Annotated in this window: 17 protein-coding genes; 13 read left to right on the forward strand and 4 right to left on the reverse strand. The window is 45.4% G+C overall.

What is annotated here, in order from left to right; genetic code table 11:
- Nucleotides 1–2 precede the first annotated feature (2 nt).
- From ACQ5DJ_RS11895 to ACQ5DJ_RS11920, 6 genes are all read left to right on the forward strand, one after another.
- Nucleotides 3–464: a tripartite tricarboxylate transporter TctB family protein gene (locus ACQ5DJ_RS11895; RefSeq protein ID WP_429842657.1), complete on the forward strand. Its 462-nt coding sequence runs from the start codon at nucleotides 3–5 to the stop codon at nucleotides 462–464.
- Nucleotides 465–476: 12 nt separating this feature from the next.
- Nucleotides 477–2,000, forward strand: coding sequence for a tripartite tricarboxylate transporter permease (locus ACQ5DJ_RS11900; protein WP_429842658.1), 1,524 nt, complete (start codon nucleotides 477–479; stop codon nucleotides 1,998–2,000).
- 23 nt (nucleotides 2,001–2,023) lie between these two features.
- A complete protein-coding gene (locus tag ACQ5DJ_RS11905) occupies nucleotides 2,024–2,806 on the forward strand; it encodes a class I SAM-dependent methyltransferase (protein WP_429842659.1) in 783 nt (260 codons plus the stop codon).
- A 235-nt stretch (nucleotides 2,807–3,041) separates the two neighbouring features.
- A complete protein-coding gene (locus tag ACQ5DJ_RS11910) occupies nucleotides 3,042–3,494 on the forward strand; it encodes an Lrp/AsnC family transcriptional regulator (protein ID WP_429842660.1) in 453 nt (150 codons plus the stop codon).
- Between the two features lie 19 nt (nucleotides 3,495–3,513).
- Complete coding sequence (locus ACQ5DJ_RS11915) at nucleotides 3,514–4,095, forward strand: EamA family transporter (protein ID WP_429842661.1); 582 nt, start codon at nucleotides 3,514–3,516, stop codon at nucleotides 4,093–4,095.
- Nucleotides 4,092–4,478: an EamA family transporter gene (locus tag ACQ5DJ_RS11920; protein ID WP_429842662.1), complete on the forward strand. Its 387-nt coding sequence runs from the start codon at nucleotides 4,092–4,094 to the stop codon at nucleotides 4,476–4,478. Before ACQ5DJ_RS11915 ends, ACQ5DJ_RS11920 begins: the two co-directional genes overlap by 4 nt.
- Before the next feature lie 28 nt (nucleotides 4,479–4,506).
- Here ACQ5DJ_RS11920 and ACQ5DJ_RS11925 read toward each other — a convergent pair whose 3' ends face one another.
- Both ACQ5DJ_RS11925 and ACQ5DJ_RS11930 read right to left on the reverse strand, forming a co-directional pair.
- The gene (locus ACQ5DJ_RS11925) at nucleotides 4,507–5,226 is read right to left on the reverse strand and encodes a response regulator (RefSeq protein ID WP_429842663.1); all 720 of its coding nucleotides are present in this window, start codon (nucleotides 5,224–5,226) and stop codon (nucleotides 4,507–4,509) included.
- On the reverse strand, nucleotides 5,219–6,847 hold the full coding sequence (locus ACQ5DJ_RS11930) for an ATP-binding protein (protein ID WP_429842664.1): 1,629 nt from the start codon (nucleotides 6,845–6,847) through the stop codon (nucleotides 5,219–5,221). Before ACQ5DJ_RS11930 ends, ACQ5DJ_RS11925 begins: the two co-directional genes overlap by 8 nt.
- Before the next feature lie 266 nt (nucleotides 6,848–7,113).
- On the opposite strand from ACQ5DJ_RS11930, the gene ACQ5DJ_RS11935 reads away from it, so the two are divergent.
- From ACQ5DJ_RS11935 to ACQ5DJ_RS11960, 6 genes are all read left to right on the forward strand, one after another.
- Complete coding sequence (locus ACQ5DJ_RS11935; RefSeq protein ID WP_429842665.1) at nucleotides 7,114–7,326, forward strand: hypothetical protein; 213 nt, start codon at nucleotides 7,114–7,116, stop codon at nucleotides 7,324–7,326.
- Between the two features lie 545 nt (nucleotides 7,327–7,871).
- Nucleotides 7,872–8,858 (forward strand): cytochrome aa3 quinol oxidase subunit II, encoded by a 987-nt coding sequence (qoxA, locus tag ACQ5DJ_RS11940; protein WP_429842666.1) that lies wholly within the window; start codon nucleotides 7,872–7,874, stop codon nucleotides 8,856–8,858.
- Between the two features lie 23 nt (nucleotides 8,859–8,881).
- On the forward strand, nucleotides 8,882–10,852 hold the full coding sequence (locus ACQ5DJ_RS11945) for a cbb3-type cytochrome c oxidase subunit I (RefSeq protein ID WP_017247321.1): 1,971 nt from the start codon (nucleotides 8,882–8,884) through the stop codon (nucleotides 10,850–10,852).
- 2 nt (nucleotides 10,853–10,854) lie between these two features.
- A complete protein-coding gene (gene cyoC, locus ACQ5DJ_RS11950; RefSeq protein WP_429842667.1) occupies nucleotides 10,855–11,463 on the forward strand; it encodes a cytochrome o ubiquinol oxidase subunit III in 609 nt (202 codons plus the stop codon).
- A gap of 1 nt (nucleotide 11,464) precedes the next feature.
- On the forward strand, nucleotides 11,465–11,782 hold the full coding sequence (cyoD, locus tag ACQ5DJ_RS11955) for a cytochrome o ubiquinol oxidase subunit IV (protein ID WP_056497113.1): 318 nt from the start codon (nucleotides 11,465–11,467) through the stop codon (nucleotides 11,780–11,782).
- Between the two features lie 365 nt (nucleotides 11,783–12,147).
- Nucleotides 12,148–12,678 carry a GNAT family N-acetyltransferase gene (locus ACQ5DJ_RS11960; RefSeq protein ID WP_429842668.1) on the forward strand — a complete coding sequence of 177 codons (531 nt, stop codon included), beginning with the start codon at nucleotides 12,148–12,150 and terminating at the stop codon, nucleotides 12,676–12,678.
- A 60-nt stretch (nucleotides 12,679–12,738) separates the two neighbouring features.
- Here the strand turns inward: ACQ5DJ_RS11960 and ACQ5DJ_RS11965 are convergent, their stop codons facing one another.
- Together ACQ5DJ_RS11965 and ACQ5DJ_RS11970 are read right to left on the reverse strand one after the other, a co-directional pair.
- Nucleotides 12,739–13,269, reverse strand: a complete 531-nt coding sequence (locus ACQ5DJ_RS11965; RefSeq protein ID WP_429842669.1) for a hypothetical protein — start codon at nucleotides 13,267–13,269, stop codon at nucleotides 12,739–12,741.
- A gap of 50 nt (nucleotides 13,270–13,319) precedes the next feature.
- Nucleotides 13,320–14,198 carry a YpjP family protein gene (locus ACQ5DJ_RS11970; RefSeq protein ID WP_429842670.1) on the reverse strand — a complete coding sequence of 293 codons (879 nt, stop codon included), beginning with the start codon at nucleotides 14,196–14,198 and terminating at the stop codon, nucleotides 13,320–13,322.
- Nucleotides 14,199–14,388: 190 nt separating this feature from the next.
- On the opposite strand from ACQ5DJ_RS11970, the gene ACQ5DJ_RS11975 reads away from it, so the two are divergent.
- Nucleotides 14,389–14,958, forward strand: coding sequence for an FAD-dependent oxidoreductase (locus ACQ5DJ_RS11975; RefSeq protein WP_429842671.1), 570 nt, complete (start codon nucleotides 14,389–14,391; stop codon nucleotides 14,956–14,958).
- Nucleotides 14,959–14,996 lie beyond the last annotated feature (38 nt).

Below are 14,996 nucleotides of genomic sequence, written 5' to 3' on the forward strand. Positions count from 1 at the left end.
ACGTGAGCAAAACATTTGACCGCTTCGCCAGTCTGATTTTTCTCGTGTTGGGCGTAGCATTTGTGGTCGGCAGCCAAAACATCTCGGCGAGCGCTTACGGTAGCAATGTCGGACCAAACATTTTTCCGATGGGACTCGGAAGTCTGCTGATCCTGCTCAGCCTGCGATTATTTTATGAGACGTTCAAATACAAGCAAGAGGGCGAGAAAGAGAAGCAAAAGCTCGATTACAAACGGTTCCTCATCATTCTTGTCTCGGCATTATTCTACGTATTGCTTTTAGAGGAAATCGGCTACGTGATCAGTACCTTCCTTTTCCTTTTGGTTGGATTCCAGACGATGCAAAAAGGAAAATGGCTCAACAGCTTGCTCATTTCTGGTGCGTTTTCGTTCGGTGTCTACTTGTTGTACGTGGAAGTTCTCGATGGCACATTGCCCGGTTTACCAACATGGTTAGGCTTGTAGGAGGTGGATGAAATGGGTGCGATTGACTATTTGCTGAACGGATTTGCCACTGCCCTGCAATGGCAAAATATCATCTTTGCGTTTGTCGGCGTCTTGATCGGGACAGTAGTCGGGGTATTGCCAGGGATTGGGCCAATCAGTGGCGTGGCCTTGTTGATTCCAGTGACAGCTTCGTTGACGAGTGGACTGCCGCCAGAAGCAGCGGCGACCAGCGCCATTATTTTGCTGGCAGGGGTCTACTACGGAGCGATGTACGGCGGCTCTACCACTTCGATTTTGTTGAATACACCTGGTGAGTCATCTTCTGTCGTAACCGTACTGGACGGATACCCGATGGCCAAGCAGGGAAGAGCGGGAGTTGCTCTCTCCATCGCTGCGATTGGTTCGTTTTTTGCAGGGCTTGTCTCGCTTGTCGGTCTGGTATTTTTGGCAGAGCCACTCTCTGAAGTAGCGCTCAAGCTCAGTCCAGCAGATGAGTTTTCGCTGATGATCTTGGGGTTGTGTGCACTGAGCGGGTTGGCAGGCAAGTCCGTCACTAAAGCATTGATGATGACGGTTTTCGGCTTATTGATCGCGACGATCGGGCTGGACAACGTCTCCGGCGTGGCGCGTTTTACCTTTGATATGCCCGAGCTTTATTCCGGTTTGGAATTCTTGACGATTGCCGTTGGGGTATTTGCCCTCGGGGAAGTGTTCAAGACGATCCTAGAACGTGATATCAACGAGGGGGAGATCGCCAAAATCTCCCGAATTTTACCGACCAAGCAAGACCTGAAGGAAAGTGCCGGACCGATTCTCCGCGGATCGCTGGTTGGATTCTTTAAAGGAATTGTTCCTGGTTCTGGTGCAACACTGGCATCCTTCCTCGCTTATTTGCTGGAAAAGAAAATCAGCAAAACGCCTGAAAAATTCGGCAAAGGGGCAATCGCTGGGGTAGCGGCTCCAGAGTCGGCAAACAACGCAGCATCTGGTGGGGCGATGATCCCACTTCTGACCTTGGGTATTCCAGGTACAGGGACGACAGCGGTATTGATGGGCGCACTGATTATGTACAACGTGCAGCCAGGTCCACTCTTGTTTGAAGATCATCCGACCATCGCTTGGGGATTGATCGCCAGTATGTTCATCGGAAACGTGATGCTCTTGATCCTCAATATGCCGCTCGTAAAGGTGTTTGCGAAGCTGATTGAGACACCGCCAAAATATTTGATCCCGATGATCGTTGCCATTTCCGTGTTTGGTGTATACGCAGTCCGTGTCTCCGTATTTGATCTAGTCTTGTTGCTCCTCTGTGGGCTCGTGGGTTACTTTTTGGCGAAAAACGATTTCCCAATGGCTCCACTCGTTCTTGGCTTGGTCTTGGGTCCGATGATTGAAAACAATTTGCGACGCGCGCTGACGACGTCCAATGGTGATTTTTCTATCTTTATTGAAAAGCCAGTATCGCTGGTGTTTCTGATCATTGCGGTTCTCTGGATCACCGTTCCCTTAATCATGAAAATGAGAGGGAAGAAAGTAATCGTGAACGAAGAATAGAAGCATAGTGGAGGGCGGTTCTCATGCGCGATGACAAAAAGATCAAAGAGGAAGTCAGACAGCAGTTCGGTGCGAATGCCGAAAAATATGTGAATAGCCAGACGCATGCTACGGGAGAGGATCTCGGACTCCTGAAGCCTTGGCTGAATCCTTCGCCTGATTGGGTGTTTCTCGATGTGGCAACGGGTGGCGGTCATCTTACCAAGGCAATCGCTCCACATGTCGGTCAAGTATTTGCGACTGATTTGACGCAGCCGATGCTTACAGCGGCACGAAACCATCTGAAATCTCACGCAAGCAATGTCTTTTATGTAGTTGCAGATGCGGAAGCACTTCCATTTTTGAGTGAATCCTTTGATGCAGTCGGGTGCAGAATCGCGGCTCATCACTTCCCGAACCCAGAGGCGTTTGTAAAAGAAGTGGCCCGTGTCCTAAAACCGGGTGGAAAATTTGTGCTGATCGACAATATCGCAGTAGAGGATGAAAAGCTCGATCAATTTGTGAATACGCTGGAGAAACTTCGGGATCACAGTCATGTACGAAGCTACTCACGGTCCGAATGGTTAACGTGGATAGAGCAAGAGGGACTGGTGGAGAGTCATTCTCGCATCCGTAAAAAGACGTTCCCGTATGCGACTTGGGTCAGACGTACGACTGAGACTGAGGAGCAGGTTGAGCAAGTAACTGCGCATATTACAAGTGCTGATGAAGAAATCCAAGCCTACTTCGCAGTTGAAAAAGAAGGAGAGCAAGTCGTTTCCATCCAAGTCGATGAGTGGATGGCGTTGTTTGAGAAACGAGAATGATCAGGATGATGCTTCTAAGCTGGTCCCCGCTTACAATCAAGCGGGGGCTTGTTCTTTTTTGTATGGGTACCTAAGTAACGAATCGTAATGATAAGGGGGCTTTCAATACGGTTTTTTGGCATTATATTTTTGATATCTTGGTTCTGTATTTACTATTCGTTTGAATTCGGTCAATATAGAGTACGAATGGTCTATATGAAGGAAAATATGCTACTATAACCACAGGAGGTATGTGATGGATGAGGTTGACCTGAGAATTGTTCAATTGCTCGAGGAAAACGGAAGGATATCTCATGAGGAAATCAGCAAGCTGCTGCACATCTCGCGACCGGCTGTCCACCAACGGGTTGCCAAGCTCGAAAAGAATGGCGTTATCAAGGGATACCGTGGCATCATTGACTGGAGAAAACTAGAGCAAAGGCTGAAGGTATTGATCTTCGTCAAAGCAAGATGTCAGGATTTCAAAGAAATGACAGCAAAGATTGTGAACGTTCAGGTACCGAACGTGACCATCATCGAATGCCAGCGGCTCGCGGGAGAGTGGTGTATGATGCTAAAAGTACGTGCGACGGCACCGGAAGATATCACCAATCTGATCGATGAAATGGTCCAGTTTGACGAAATACTAGAAACCTCTACGACCTTCATTTTATCGACGATCTACGAGGATGGCAGGAAAGAAATTTGAAAGCCAGGGTGGAAACACAATGACAGGAAAAAAAGATTCGAAATTATTTGTCGTTACGATTGCGTTGCTAGCGGTCTACCTGTTTTGGGGAGGCACTTATCTCGGAATGAAGATCGCCATTGAATCGATGCCACCCTTTATTATGGCGGGAGCGCGATTTTTTCTGGCGGGATTGGTCCTGTTCCTGATTGGGCGTTGGAAAGGAGCAGAGCTGCCCAGTGCAGCAGAATGGAGAGGGGCCGGAATTGTTGGGGCGTTGCTGCTTCTCGGAGGTAACGGTGTAGTCGCATGGGCACAACTCAAGGTACCGTCAGCAATCGCGTCCTTGCTAATCGCTACGGTTCCATTATGGATTCTCGTTTTCAACTGGATCGGTGGCAGCAAGCAAAAGCCAACAGTTGGAGTCATGGGAGGAATCCTGTTTGGATTAGCGGGGATCGCTGTGTTGGTTGTCAATCCCGAGGGCACAGGCAATCAAGGGATCGATACCATCGGAATTTTGGCGCTTCTGTTTGCCTCGATCTGCTGGTCAGTGGGATCGCTGTATTCTCGCAAGGCAAAGCTCCCAGCCTCACCTGTGATGGCGACGGCCTTGCAATGATCATCGGAGGAAGCTTGCTGGGGATCGCGTCGCTGTTTCTCGACGATTGGACGAAGCTGCATATAACGGAGATTTCCCTGCGTTCCTGGATTGCCTTTGGCTATTTAGTTGGATTTGGTTCCATTGTTGCCTACACGGCGTACATTTGGCTTTTGAAAAATGCAGAGCCTTCTCTGGTCTCCACGTACGCCTATGTGAACCCGATTGTTGCAGTATTTCTAGGCTGGCTGCTCGCTGATGAACAATTGACAAGCCAAACCTTGATTGCTGCTGTCATGATCATCGCATCCGTTGCCATCATCACGATGTTTCGGGAAAAGAGTCCAGGTGCGACACAACCGGTAGTAAAGAAAGAAAAAGGGAAGCTTCAGGTTCATAAATGAAGCTTCCCCTTCTTTTTGCCATCAGGCATTATTTGGCCGTTTTTTGCGGCACCCAGCGGTATTTTCGTTCCGGACGCCCGACGGTTCCATAGAACGTCTCGACAGTCACTTCATTAATAGAGACGAGAAATTCGAGGTATCTGCGCACCGTCGAATGGCTCATGCCAGCCAGTGCAGCCAAATCATCGGCATTCATGCTTTGAGTGGTCTCCTGCATCTTGTCCCGGATCAGCTTTAACGTCAGCTTGTCGATGCCTTTCGGGAGTGTGGTGACAGTCTCAATGGTTTTGGTAGCGGGAGTGTGTGCGGCTTTTGTAAACAGCTTATCGATTGCTGTTTGATCAATGGTTGTATGCTGCTGGAGCTGACGTCTCGTATTTGCATATTGCTCCAAGGTAGACATGAATTTATCGATCATAATCGGCTTGATGATGTAGCTGTATGCCCCGCCACGTATCGCTTCTCTCACGGTTTCCACATCGTTTGCGGCTGTGATCATGACGACATCGATCCCGCGAAAATGATTCCGTACTTCACGCAACAGGTCAATCCCGTTCATATCTGGCAAATAAATGTCCAAGAGCAGAACGTCAGGTGTAACGACGTGAAGCATCTCCAATGCCTGTTTTCCAGTCGTGGCCGTGGCAATAATCTGGAATCCTTCCAGTTTACTTGTGAATTGTTCATAGATTCTAGCTGCAATTTCGTCATCTTCCACGATCATGACGGTAATGGGTTTCTCAGACATCGTGGATTGCCTCCTCTCTACTTGCTTTGTCCCATTTCTTGGGGACGACGACGGTGAAACGCGCTCCGCCACGATCACTTTTTCCGAGTGAGATTTGCCCCTCTAACAGCTCGATGGCGTTTTTCACAATAGCCAAACCGAGTCCTCGATTTTCACCTGATTTCGTAGTGACACCGCTTTCAAAGATGCGGGGCTCCAATTCTTTTGATACCCCATGTCCATTGTCTTCGATGTCAAAAATGATATCGCCACCTAAATCAGTAAAGGATACGTGAACCATTGCGTCTGAGCCTTTATATTCGAGGGCAGCTTCCATCGCGTTATCGATCAAATTGCCGAGAATAGTGACCAATACCTTTGTATCCAGGCTGTCAGGTACATTTCCCAAATAGCTGTCCTGATCAATTTCGAGTAATACCTTCAGCTCTTTGGAGCGATTGATTTTCCCTAGCAGACAAGCTGCGATGAAGGGCTCTTTGACTGAACTCATAATGAAGGCGAGAATATCCTGCCGTTCCTTTACTTCATCGGTGATGAGTTCGATTGCTTTGTCGTACTCTTTTAGCTTGAGAAGACCATAAATGATGTTCAAACGATTTAAATATTCGTGATTTTGTGCACGCATATTGTCCGAAAAGGAGCTGATCTTCGTAATTTCTTCGGTGAGCTGCTCGATTTCAGACTCTGGACGAAATGTGAAGACCACGCCTCTGATTTCATTATTGCTCAAAATAGGAGAGTAGTCGGTTATAAAAATTTCATGCCCCAGCAAAATTTTGTAGTTCATTTCTTGCGTATTTCGATTGACAGAATGAATGATGTCACGCAATTGCGGGCTAGCGATCGATTTGCCTACGGACAAATCTTCTTGGAGGAGGGAACGTGCGCGTTTATTCATCGAGACGACACGCCCTTGCATATCGACTGCTACCGTAGCATCGCGAATCGATTCAAGAATAGCTGCTTTTTCCGTAAACAAAAATGAGATTTCTTCTGGCTCCAGACCAAAGATCAATCGCTTGACTCGTCTGGCAATGATAATCGCCCCAATAATTCCGATAACCAGCAGCACCAGGGATAAGGTGACGACCCTTTCCTTGTATTCCGCAACCTTTTTCTCTACATCACTCATGACATAGCCGACAGAGGAGACACCGATTGTTTCCCCTTGCTTGTTGACGATCGGTGTTTTTGCTTTGATGGCTGGACCTGAAATGCCTGTCCCCCGATAAATAACTGAACGATTTTCTAAAAAGACGGGGTCATTGCTGGTTCCCATCGGTAATCCAATCTGCTTTGGGTCGTAGTGAGAGTACCGAATACCGTCCTTGTTTCCAATCACAACATAGCTGGCGCCCGTCTCCATCCGAATGGTTTCGGCTATCGGTTGAATGGTCTTGGAGGGGTCATCCGTTTCAAAAGCTGCAATAATGCGTTCGTCCATGGCAGATAGCTTGGCGACCGTCATGGCTTGCTGTCCAATATAACGATCCAAAATGTCATCTAATATGAAGGAAAATAAGGCAGTTCCTATTCCCATGCTGATCAGGACAACGATGGAAATGAGCAGAACCATTTGAGTCAAGAGGCTGATGCGGGCTTTTTTGGGTGTATGAACCATGGGCAAACCACCTTCGATGACAGTTCAAGATGTTAGGAATGTATGAAACCGTTTACTCCATTTATTATAACAATAACGCTTTCACATTTGTGACACAAAGTAAAAATGTAACAACGTGACAGCCAATAGGTTTATGAAAAAAGTTTTGACAATTTTTTTATAAAAAAATGAACAAATTATGAACAACAAGTGAATATTATGTTACAATAAGAGCATCAAACAAAAACGGTCACGCAAAAAATCTATGATGATAGGGGTTTTGTGTTATGAATAACGATCGAAAAGCAGCGGAAGTATTAAGATGGATGGCTTGGACAGCACTATTTGTCGGTGCTATTATTATGGCTTTCACTGCAAGCGATTTCAGATCGCAGAACTTGCCGTTGATGGTGTCGATCGGATTTTTGATCGCGGGCATGAATATTTTCATTATGAGCACGGTGTTTCGCTTAATGACACTAAAAAGAACGGACGCCTAACAAGAGAAAAATAGTCCCGTAGAGAACCTCTCAATTTCTTCATTATTATGAGAGGTTTTTTTATTTATATGGAATTTTACCGTCAGCCAATTGCGCTGGCGGTTTTTTTGATTTTTTTATTAAAAGTGAAAAGAAAACTTGACATTCAAAACTGGGCGAGATGACCAAAAATGGGTGATGAACTTCATTAGAGGAGAATCCTAACAAGAATATGATCAACTCGTGACTGCTATGTGAACACTTTGTAACAGAAAAGCTACGAAATATTGAACGTCGTTAAAAACGAGTACAAAAGCTCGCCGACTCTGATAGTATGTATATGCGGCAAATAGTGAAGTTCACTTGTGTTAAAAAACCTCTACTGTGAGGAACTCTCGAAAAGTGTGAATGCACGTTAAAAAAGAAGGTTTTCCAAAACCTCGTTCGAGACCTCTCCATAGAGAGTGACTGCACTATCGACATATGTGAGGCGAAGTTCACCTGAAAAGAACGGAGCTCTCAAAGTATTACATGCTTGTTGTTTGTGACTAGGAGGGATTAGGAGAATGAGCGGAGGAAAAATGCTGAGGCATATCCAGTTTTGGATCTTGGCAGTGTTGGGCACCGTTCTGCTGACAGGCTGTGGTAGCGAATACCTCGTCTTGAATCCAAAAGGACCTGTAGCAGAGACGCAGTACAATCTCATTATTATTTCCACGATATTGGTCGCTGTCATTATCGTTCCGGTTATTGTGCTTACCGCTTTCATTGTATACCGCTATCGGGATACACCGGGCAATAAAGCAAGTTATAAGCCGGAGTGGGCACACAGTACAACCCTAGAGGTAATTTGGTGGATTATTCCTATCGTTATCGTTGCATTGCTGGGTTACTTTACTGTCCGTGATATTTATTTGTTAAAAGAGAACCCGAATAAAGAAGTTGCCCCTATGACTATTCAGGTTACGGCTTTGGACTGGAAATGGATGTTTACGTATCCAGAACAAAATATCGCAACTGTTAACCATCTGGAGATTCCAGCAGGCGTACCGATTCGCTTCCAGGTATCTGCTGATGCACCGATGAACTCTTTCTGGGTCCCAGAATTGGGTGGACAGATTTATGCGATGGCGGGAATGGCTACCGAGCTATATCTGCAAGCAGATGAACCAGGTACATTCGCTGGATTTAGCTCCAACTTCTCTGGTGAAGGCTTCGCCAAAATGCAGTTCAATGTAGTGGCAAAACCAAAAGACGAGTTCGATAAGTGGGTTAAAGAAGTAAAAGGTACGACTCCAGCTATGACGAAGGCAGATTATGAAGAACTTCGCAAGCCTGGCGTGACAGATAAGTTTACGTATTCTGCATTCCCAGAAGGTATGTTTGAAGAGATCGTTGCCAAATATGGCCATGGTCACGATATGGACTATGTGATGGAGAAACTTCCTGCACCTGCAGGTGACAAGTCTTCTAATGAGACTTCGCAAAATACGCAGCAAAAGACTGAATCGCACAACATGCCTGGAATGAATCATTCCAGTATGAACCACTAGGCGAGAGGGAGGAGGAATACCACGTGTGGGAGAACATTAAGGATTTTGCATCCACGTTCTTTGTAACAGGTGACCCGCTGATTTACGGTGCGGACGTATCGATTGTACTATCCATGGTTGCGATCGTATTCGTTCTGACTAAGTATAAAAAATGGGGTTGGCTATGGCGTGAATGGTTGACTACAGTTGACCATAAGCGTATTGGTATTATGTATTTGATTGCATCGCTTCTGATGCTGTTCCGCGGTGGGGTTGACGCCCTGCTGATGCGTTTGCAACTGGCATTTCCGAACGTAGAGTTCCTGAACTCGGATCACTATAATGCCATCTTTACGACTCATGGTACGATCATGATTTTGTTCATGGCGATGCCGATGATGTTTGCCTTGTTCAACATGGTAGTACCGCTTCAACTCGGTGCTCGAGATGTAGCGTATCCGTTCTTGAACGCACTCAGCTTCTGGCTGTTTATGCTCGGTGCAATGCTGTTCAACATTTCGTTCGTAATCGGGGGCTCCCCGGACGCTGGTTGGTTGTCTTACCCGCCATTGTCACAAAATGAATTCAGCCCTGGACCAGGTCAGAACTTCTATATATGGGGGATTCAGATCTCCGGTATCGGTAGTTTGGCGACAGGGATTAACTTTATCGTAACGATTCTCAAAATGCGTGCACCTGGCATGAAGCTTTCCAAAATGCCATTGTTTAGCTGGTCCGTATTGTCCAGCTGCATTATGATTATCTTCGCTTTCCCAATCTTGACTGTAACACTTGCACTGTTGTTTCTTGACCGTTTTGCAGGTGCTCACTTCTTCACGATGGACGGCGGCGGTAATCCGATGATGTACCTCAACCTCATCTGGATGTGGGGTCACCCTGAGGTATATATCGTAGTAGTACCAGCTTTCGGTATCTTCTCTGAAATCGTGGCTACGTTCTCACGCAAAAAGATTTTCGGCTACAAATCAATGGTTTGGGCGATGATGATCATTGCCGTTGTATCGTTCTTTACATGGGCTCACCACTTCTTCACGATGGGTACGAGCGCAAGTGTTATCGCCTTCTTTGCGATATCAACGATGGTTGTTGGTATCCCGACCGGGGTTAAGGTCTTTAACTGGCTGTTTACAATGTACCGTGGTCGGATATCCTTTAAACAACCAATGCTGTGGACCATTGCCTTTATCCCGTGCTTCGTAATTGGTGGAGCGACAGGGGTAATGCTGGCAGTAGCTCCAGCAGACTATCAGTATCACAACAGTTACTTCTTGGTTGCCCACTTCCACCAAGTGTTGATCGGTGGGGTAGTATTCGGTTACTTGGCTGGTATTTACTACTGGTGGCCAAAACTGTTCGGCTTCAAGCTCGACGAGAAGCTGGGCAAATGGGGCTTCTGGTTCTGGAATATTGGTTTCTACGTGTGCTTTATGCCACAATACGCGCTCGGTTTCATGGGTATGACTCGCCGTTACTACACGTACGGTTGGGACCGCGGCTGGGCAGATATGAACCTCGTATCCACTGTTGGGGCATTCATGATGGGTATCGGTTTCATCTTCCAAGTATGGCAAATCGCTTACAGCATCAAGAATGGTGAGCGCGACACGACAGGCGATCCATGGAATGGTCGCACATTGGAGTGGTCGATTCCGTCACCTGCACCGTTCTACAACTTTGCTGTTGTTCCACAAGTGAAAGAAATGGATGACTGGTGGGCAACAAAAGAAGCAAAAGCAAATGGCACCTATAAAGAACAACCGGCGAAACTGGAGCCGATTCATATGCCGAAGAACTCTGGAATTCCGTTTATCATGGCGAACTTCTGGTTCTTGGTAGGGTTTGGTTTCACATTTGGTTGGGTTTGGATGGCCGTCATTGGATTCATTGGAGTATTCGCATGCATGTGGGCACGCTCCTTCCAATACGACACGGATTATTACGTACCGGTGGAGGAAGTGCGTCGCACTGAGGCTTCACTGGGGAGGGTGGTGTAACGATGGCGCAGCATCATGACCATGGTCACGGCCACGACCACGACCATCATGAAGAGCATGAACAATTAAAGGTTCTTGGTTTTTGGATTTTCGTTGTAACAGACTGCGTGCTGTTCGGTACATTGTTTGCAACATATGCGGTAATGATGAATAGCTTTGCTGGTGGACCAACTGGACAGGAATTGTTCCAGCTGCCAGGTGTTATTGCTTCAACCTTTATCTTGTTGACAAGTAGCTTTACCAGCGGTCTCGCTGTTCTGGCGATGAACAAAGGCAATGTTAAGCAGCTGATTGCTTGGCTGGCTGTAACTGGTCTTTTGGGACTGTCTTTCGTAGTGTTGGAAGTCACTGAGTTTATGCACTTGATCAGCGAAGGTGCAACCATGGCGACTAGCGGCTACTGGTCCGCTTTCTACACACTGGTTGGTACGCACGGATTGCACGTAACGCTTGGTCTGTTCTGGATGACTGCGTTGATCATGCAGCTGAAGCGTCGTGGAATCTCTGCGGTTACTCGCCGCAAAATTACCAACTTTAGCTTGTACTGGCACTTCCTTGACGTTGTGTGGATCTTCCTCTTCACAGTCGTTTACTTGATGGGGGTGATGTAAGGTGGCACAACATCAAAACCATGGCGGACATCATAGTCACGGATCGATGAAAGAGTACGTGATCGGTTTTATTCTGTCGATCGTGCTCACCATTATCCCACTCGTGCTGGTCATGAACTCGATTTTGAGTAAAACGGCGACCATGATCGCGATCTTGGTAATGGCGGTATTGCAGTTCGTAGTTCAGTTGGTCTTCTTCATGCATATCCGCGAAGGAGAAAAACCACGCTACAACGTACAGACATTGATTCTTGGACTTGTGATTGTATTTACAATTGTTGCAGGTTCCCTTTGGATCATGTTGTTTAACAAATATTAATCAGTTAAGAGCGTGGCACAGGCGATTCGTTGCTTGTGCCGCGTTTTTTTGTTTTTGATGTAGCTGTTGGTGGAGGAAGAAGCGCATTTCCAGTCTACGCTTCGGAAAAAATGGCGGGAGCGCTTCAAACGTTGAAGTTTCAAGGAAGTATTTCATAAGTGAAGCTGAAAACCCCCGCCATTTTTCCCTACGCTGAGCTGGGCTCCAGAGGCGCTTGGACTGGAAATGCGCTTCTTCCTACGTGGCTTTGGGCACAAAAAAGAATTGATTAACAAGTGAAAAGATTGTTTGACTGGTAACGCTCTTTCCTTACGATATAATAGAAAGAATTTTACGCAAAAATATGCAAGGGGAGAGTGAAGTCGATGGCTGGGCAACTGTATGTAACGAAGCCTTGTGCAGAACTTCAAGCAGAGTATATTTCCTTTTACGAAGAGTGGAAAGAAAGTGGAGAGCCTATCGTACCGTGGGTGGTGGATCGGGATCCCTATGATTTTCCTGCGTATCTGGAATTTCTGGAGAGTGAGAGCAGCGAGGAAAATCTTTCGGATGGCTATGTTCCTCATTCGACGTATTGGCTCATGAACGAGGAACGGCGCATAGTGGGGGCGGTGAATATTCGGCATCGTCTCAACGAGCGTTTACGAAAATACAGCGGGCACATCGGATATGGAATCCGGCCTTCCGAGAGACGTAAAGGATATGCGACGGAAATTTTAGCGCAAGCCCTAAACATCACGAACGAGCTGGGAATAAACGAAGTATTGGTGATTTGTGATTATGATAATGTAGGATCGGAAAAAACGATTCGGAAGAACGGGGGCGTATTTGAGTCGGAATGTACAGACGAGGATGGATTGATCATTCGCCGCTTCTGGATTACACGACCTTCGTAAAAGGAGAGGGCTATCTCATTGTCTGTTTACAAGACGTTTGAGATAGCCCTTCCCTATTTATTAATCTACCTCGTATGCAATCAACTTGCGAACCCATTGCTCCATCTCGTCAAGAATATAGTCTGGGGGTGGAGTTTTGCCGTCCTTTTTTGGTAGAACGAGCCATTGTAATGCTTTGGGGACACGGCAGATTTTCCCAAGCAGTTGTATCCCCTGATCGTCACTGACGATATCTCGTAAAAAGATGAACATTCTTTTGTCTAATGTATGGATTAGCTTCCCTTCATATTCTGTATCAGAGATCGTAACACTTGGGTGCCCATGCCTCTCAATTCCCCCTAATACTTCAACCCACACAAAATCGTACAACTGGGAAAGCTCAGCTTCAAGGAGGTCGGGATCTTTAATAGGGACTGGAAAAGTGGAAGAGAAGGAACGATCTAAAAAAATCTCTGGGTCCATCTCGATATAGTCTAATATGACCTCACAAGATGCATCTTGTTTGTTTTCATGGGTGTATAAAATCTCCCGGACTTTGTTGCAATCAATTTTTTTGCCAATCACAAAGCCGATTCGCAGTTCGATTTTCATTCACTCCTTAATGGAGAAGAGAAAATTGGGCTATCTCAATTATCTATACATTAATCTTCTCCCCAATGTTCTGGAAATTGATTTTTTCTCGTTATTTTTGTTTGACCATGATGCCACTTAAAATTATCATCTCTTTTATGCCAATGGAAGTCAATGCTTGTACCTTCGTCTACTCTTTTCATATGAAATCTCAATAAGTCTTTTCCTGTCCTCTTGTTTTTTATATCGAAAACTTTTTCTCCTTGGATAATGCCATTTCTAGCATTCTTGGACTCTGGACCATCATAATCAATATCGCCACCATATTGTTCGTGCAAGGCTTCAACTTCCGCCCAAATCTCAGGCTCTATTCTTTCTTCAAATTCGTCATAAGCCATTCTTTTTATTTTCTTCCCCATTTTTTTCTTAACTGCTTCTTTGAGAGCAATTCTTAGGAGAATAGGTAATATAGTAGCTTGAACTTTTTCTTCGCCTCTAAGGCTTGAGTTACTTTGCAACAGCAGAACTTCTGTTATTTCAGGTAATACCGAATGATTTTCAGCGATTTGGTCTTTTACGTCTCGAATTAATTTGTTCAGCTCTTTTTCATCATCGTGATTAGTGGAAAAATACACCTCCAAATCCATTTTCACATCATCTTCAAGTGTAGTTATTTCTAAAAAGGCTTCTTGAAGATTCCTATCAGATTTCATTCCTTTTAGAACAAGGTCTAGGTTTTCGAAAGTATCGGTAAGTGATTTTTCAAGATCATCTTTGTTTTCAGACATGACTTCATTTGAAAATTCGTATTGAAGCATTTCATTCACGGATGATTTGGTTAATACATCAGTCTCTGCAGCAAAACTAGATGTCAGAACAGTGCTGAATAGCATCATTGAGGCAAGAGAGGTTAAAAATAACTTTTTTCCTTTTTTAATAATATCAATCATTTTAATCCTCCTATTTCAAATATTTACCAATTAATAAGATAATATAAATTTGTGATTATATCAATTGCTTTTTGAATATTTTGTTCGAAGCTAAAAATCACTGGATAAACTAGTTAAAAGGTATTGTTATATTTAACATACTTAGTATATAATTATGTTGTGAAAGTTATTTTGGAAGGGAGAGATTTCTTTGTTTGATATCGTAATTATTGGAGCAGGCCCGGCAGGAGGAAGTGCAGCGTTGTTTGCTGCAAAAGCAGGTAAGAGGACGTTGCTGATTGATAATGACAAAAGCATGACCAAGCGCGCGTGGATGGAAAATCACTACGGCATCATGGAAATCTCAGGCCCAGATCTCATTGAGATCGGTAAGAAGCAAGCAGCGAAATTCGGTGCGGAACTGGTTGCCGATCAAGTGAGCAGCATTACCAAAACAGAGCAAGGCTTACTCGTAGAGACAGCCGAAAAAGGCAGCTTCGAGGCTAAACATGTGATTCTTGCAACGGGAGCGCTCGTGACTTTGGCAGAAGCGATTGGGGTAAAAACCAAAGAAGGCACAGAGCCACGGATTAAAACCGTTGTCGATGTCGATGCACAAGGGAAGACGAACATCGAAGGAATTTGGGCAGCAGGTACGTGCGCGGGAGTAAGCGTACATACAATAATTACATCTGGTGATGGCGCCAAGGTTGCAATCAATGTCATCAGCGAACTGAATGGCGAGCGTTACGTCGATCACGATGTTTTGAAAACAAACTAATCAGGTTAGAAACACCTTCTTACCATTTGGAAGAAGGT

The organism is Brevibacillus sp. FIR094 (assembly GCF_050477165.1).
In the GTDB taxonomy this organism is placed as follows: domain Bacteria; phylum Bacillota; class Bacilli; order Brevibacillales; family Brevibacillaceae; genus Brevibacillus.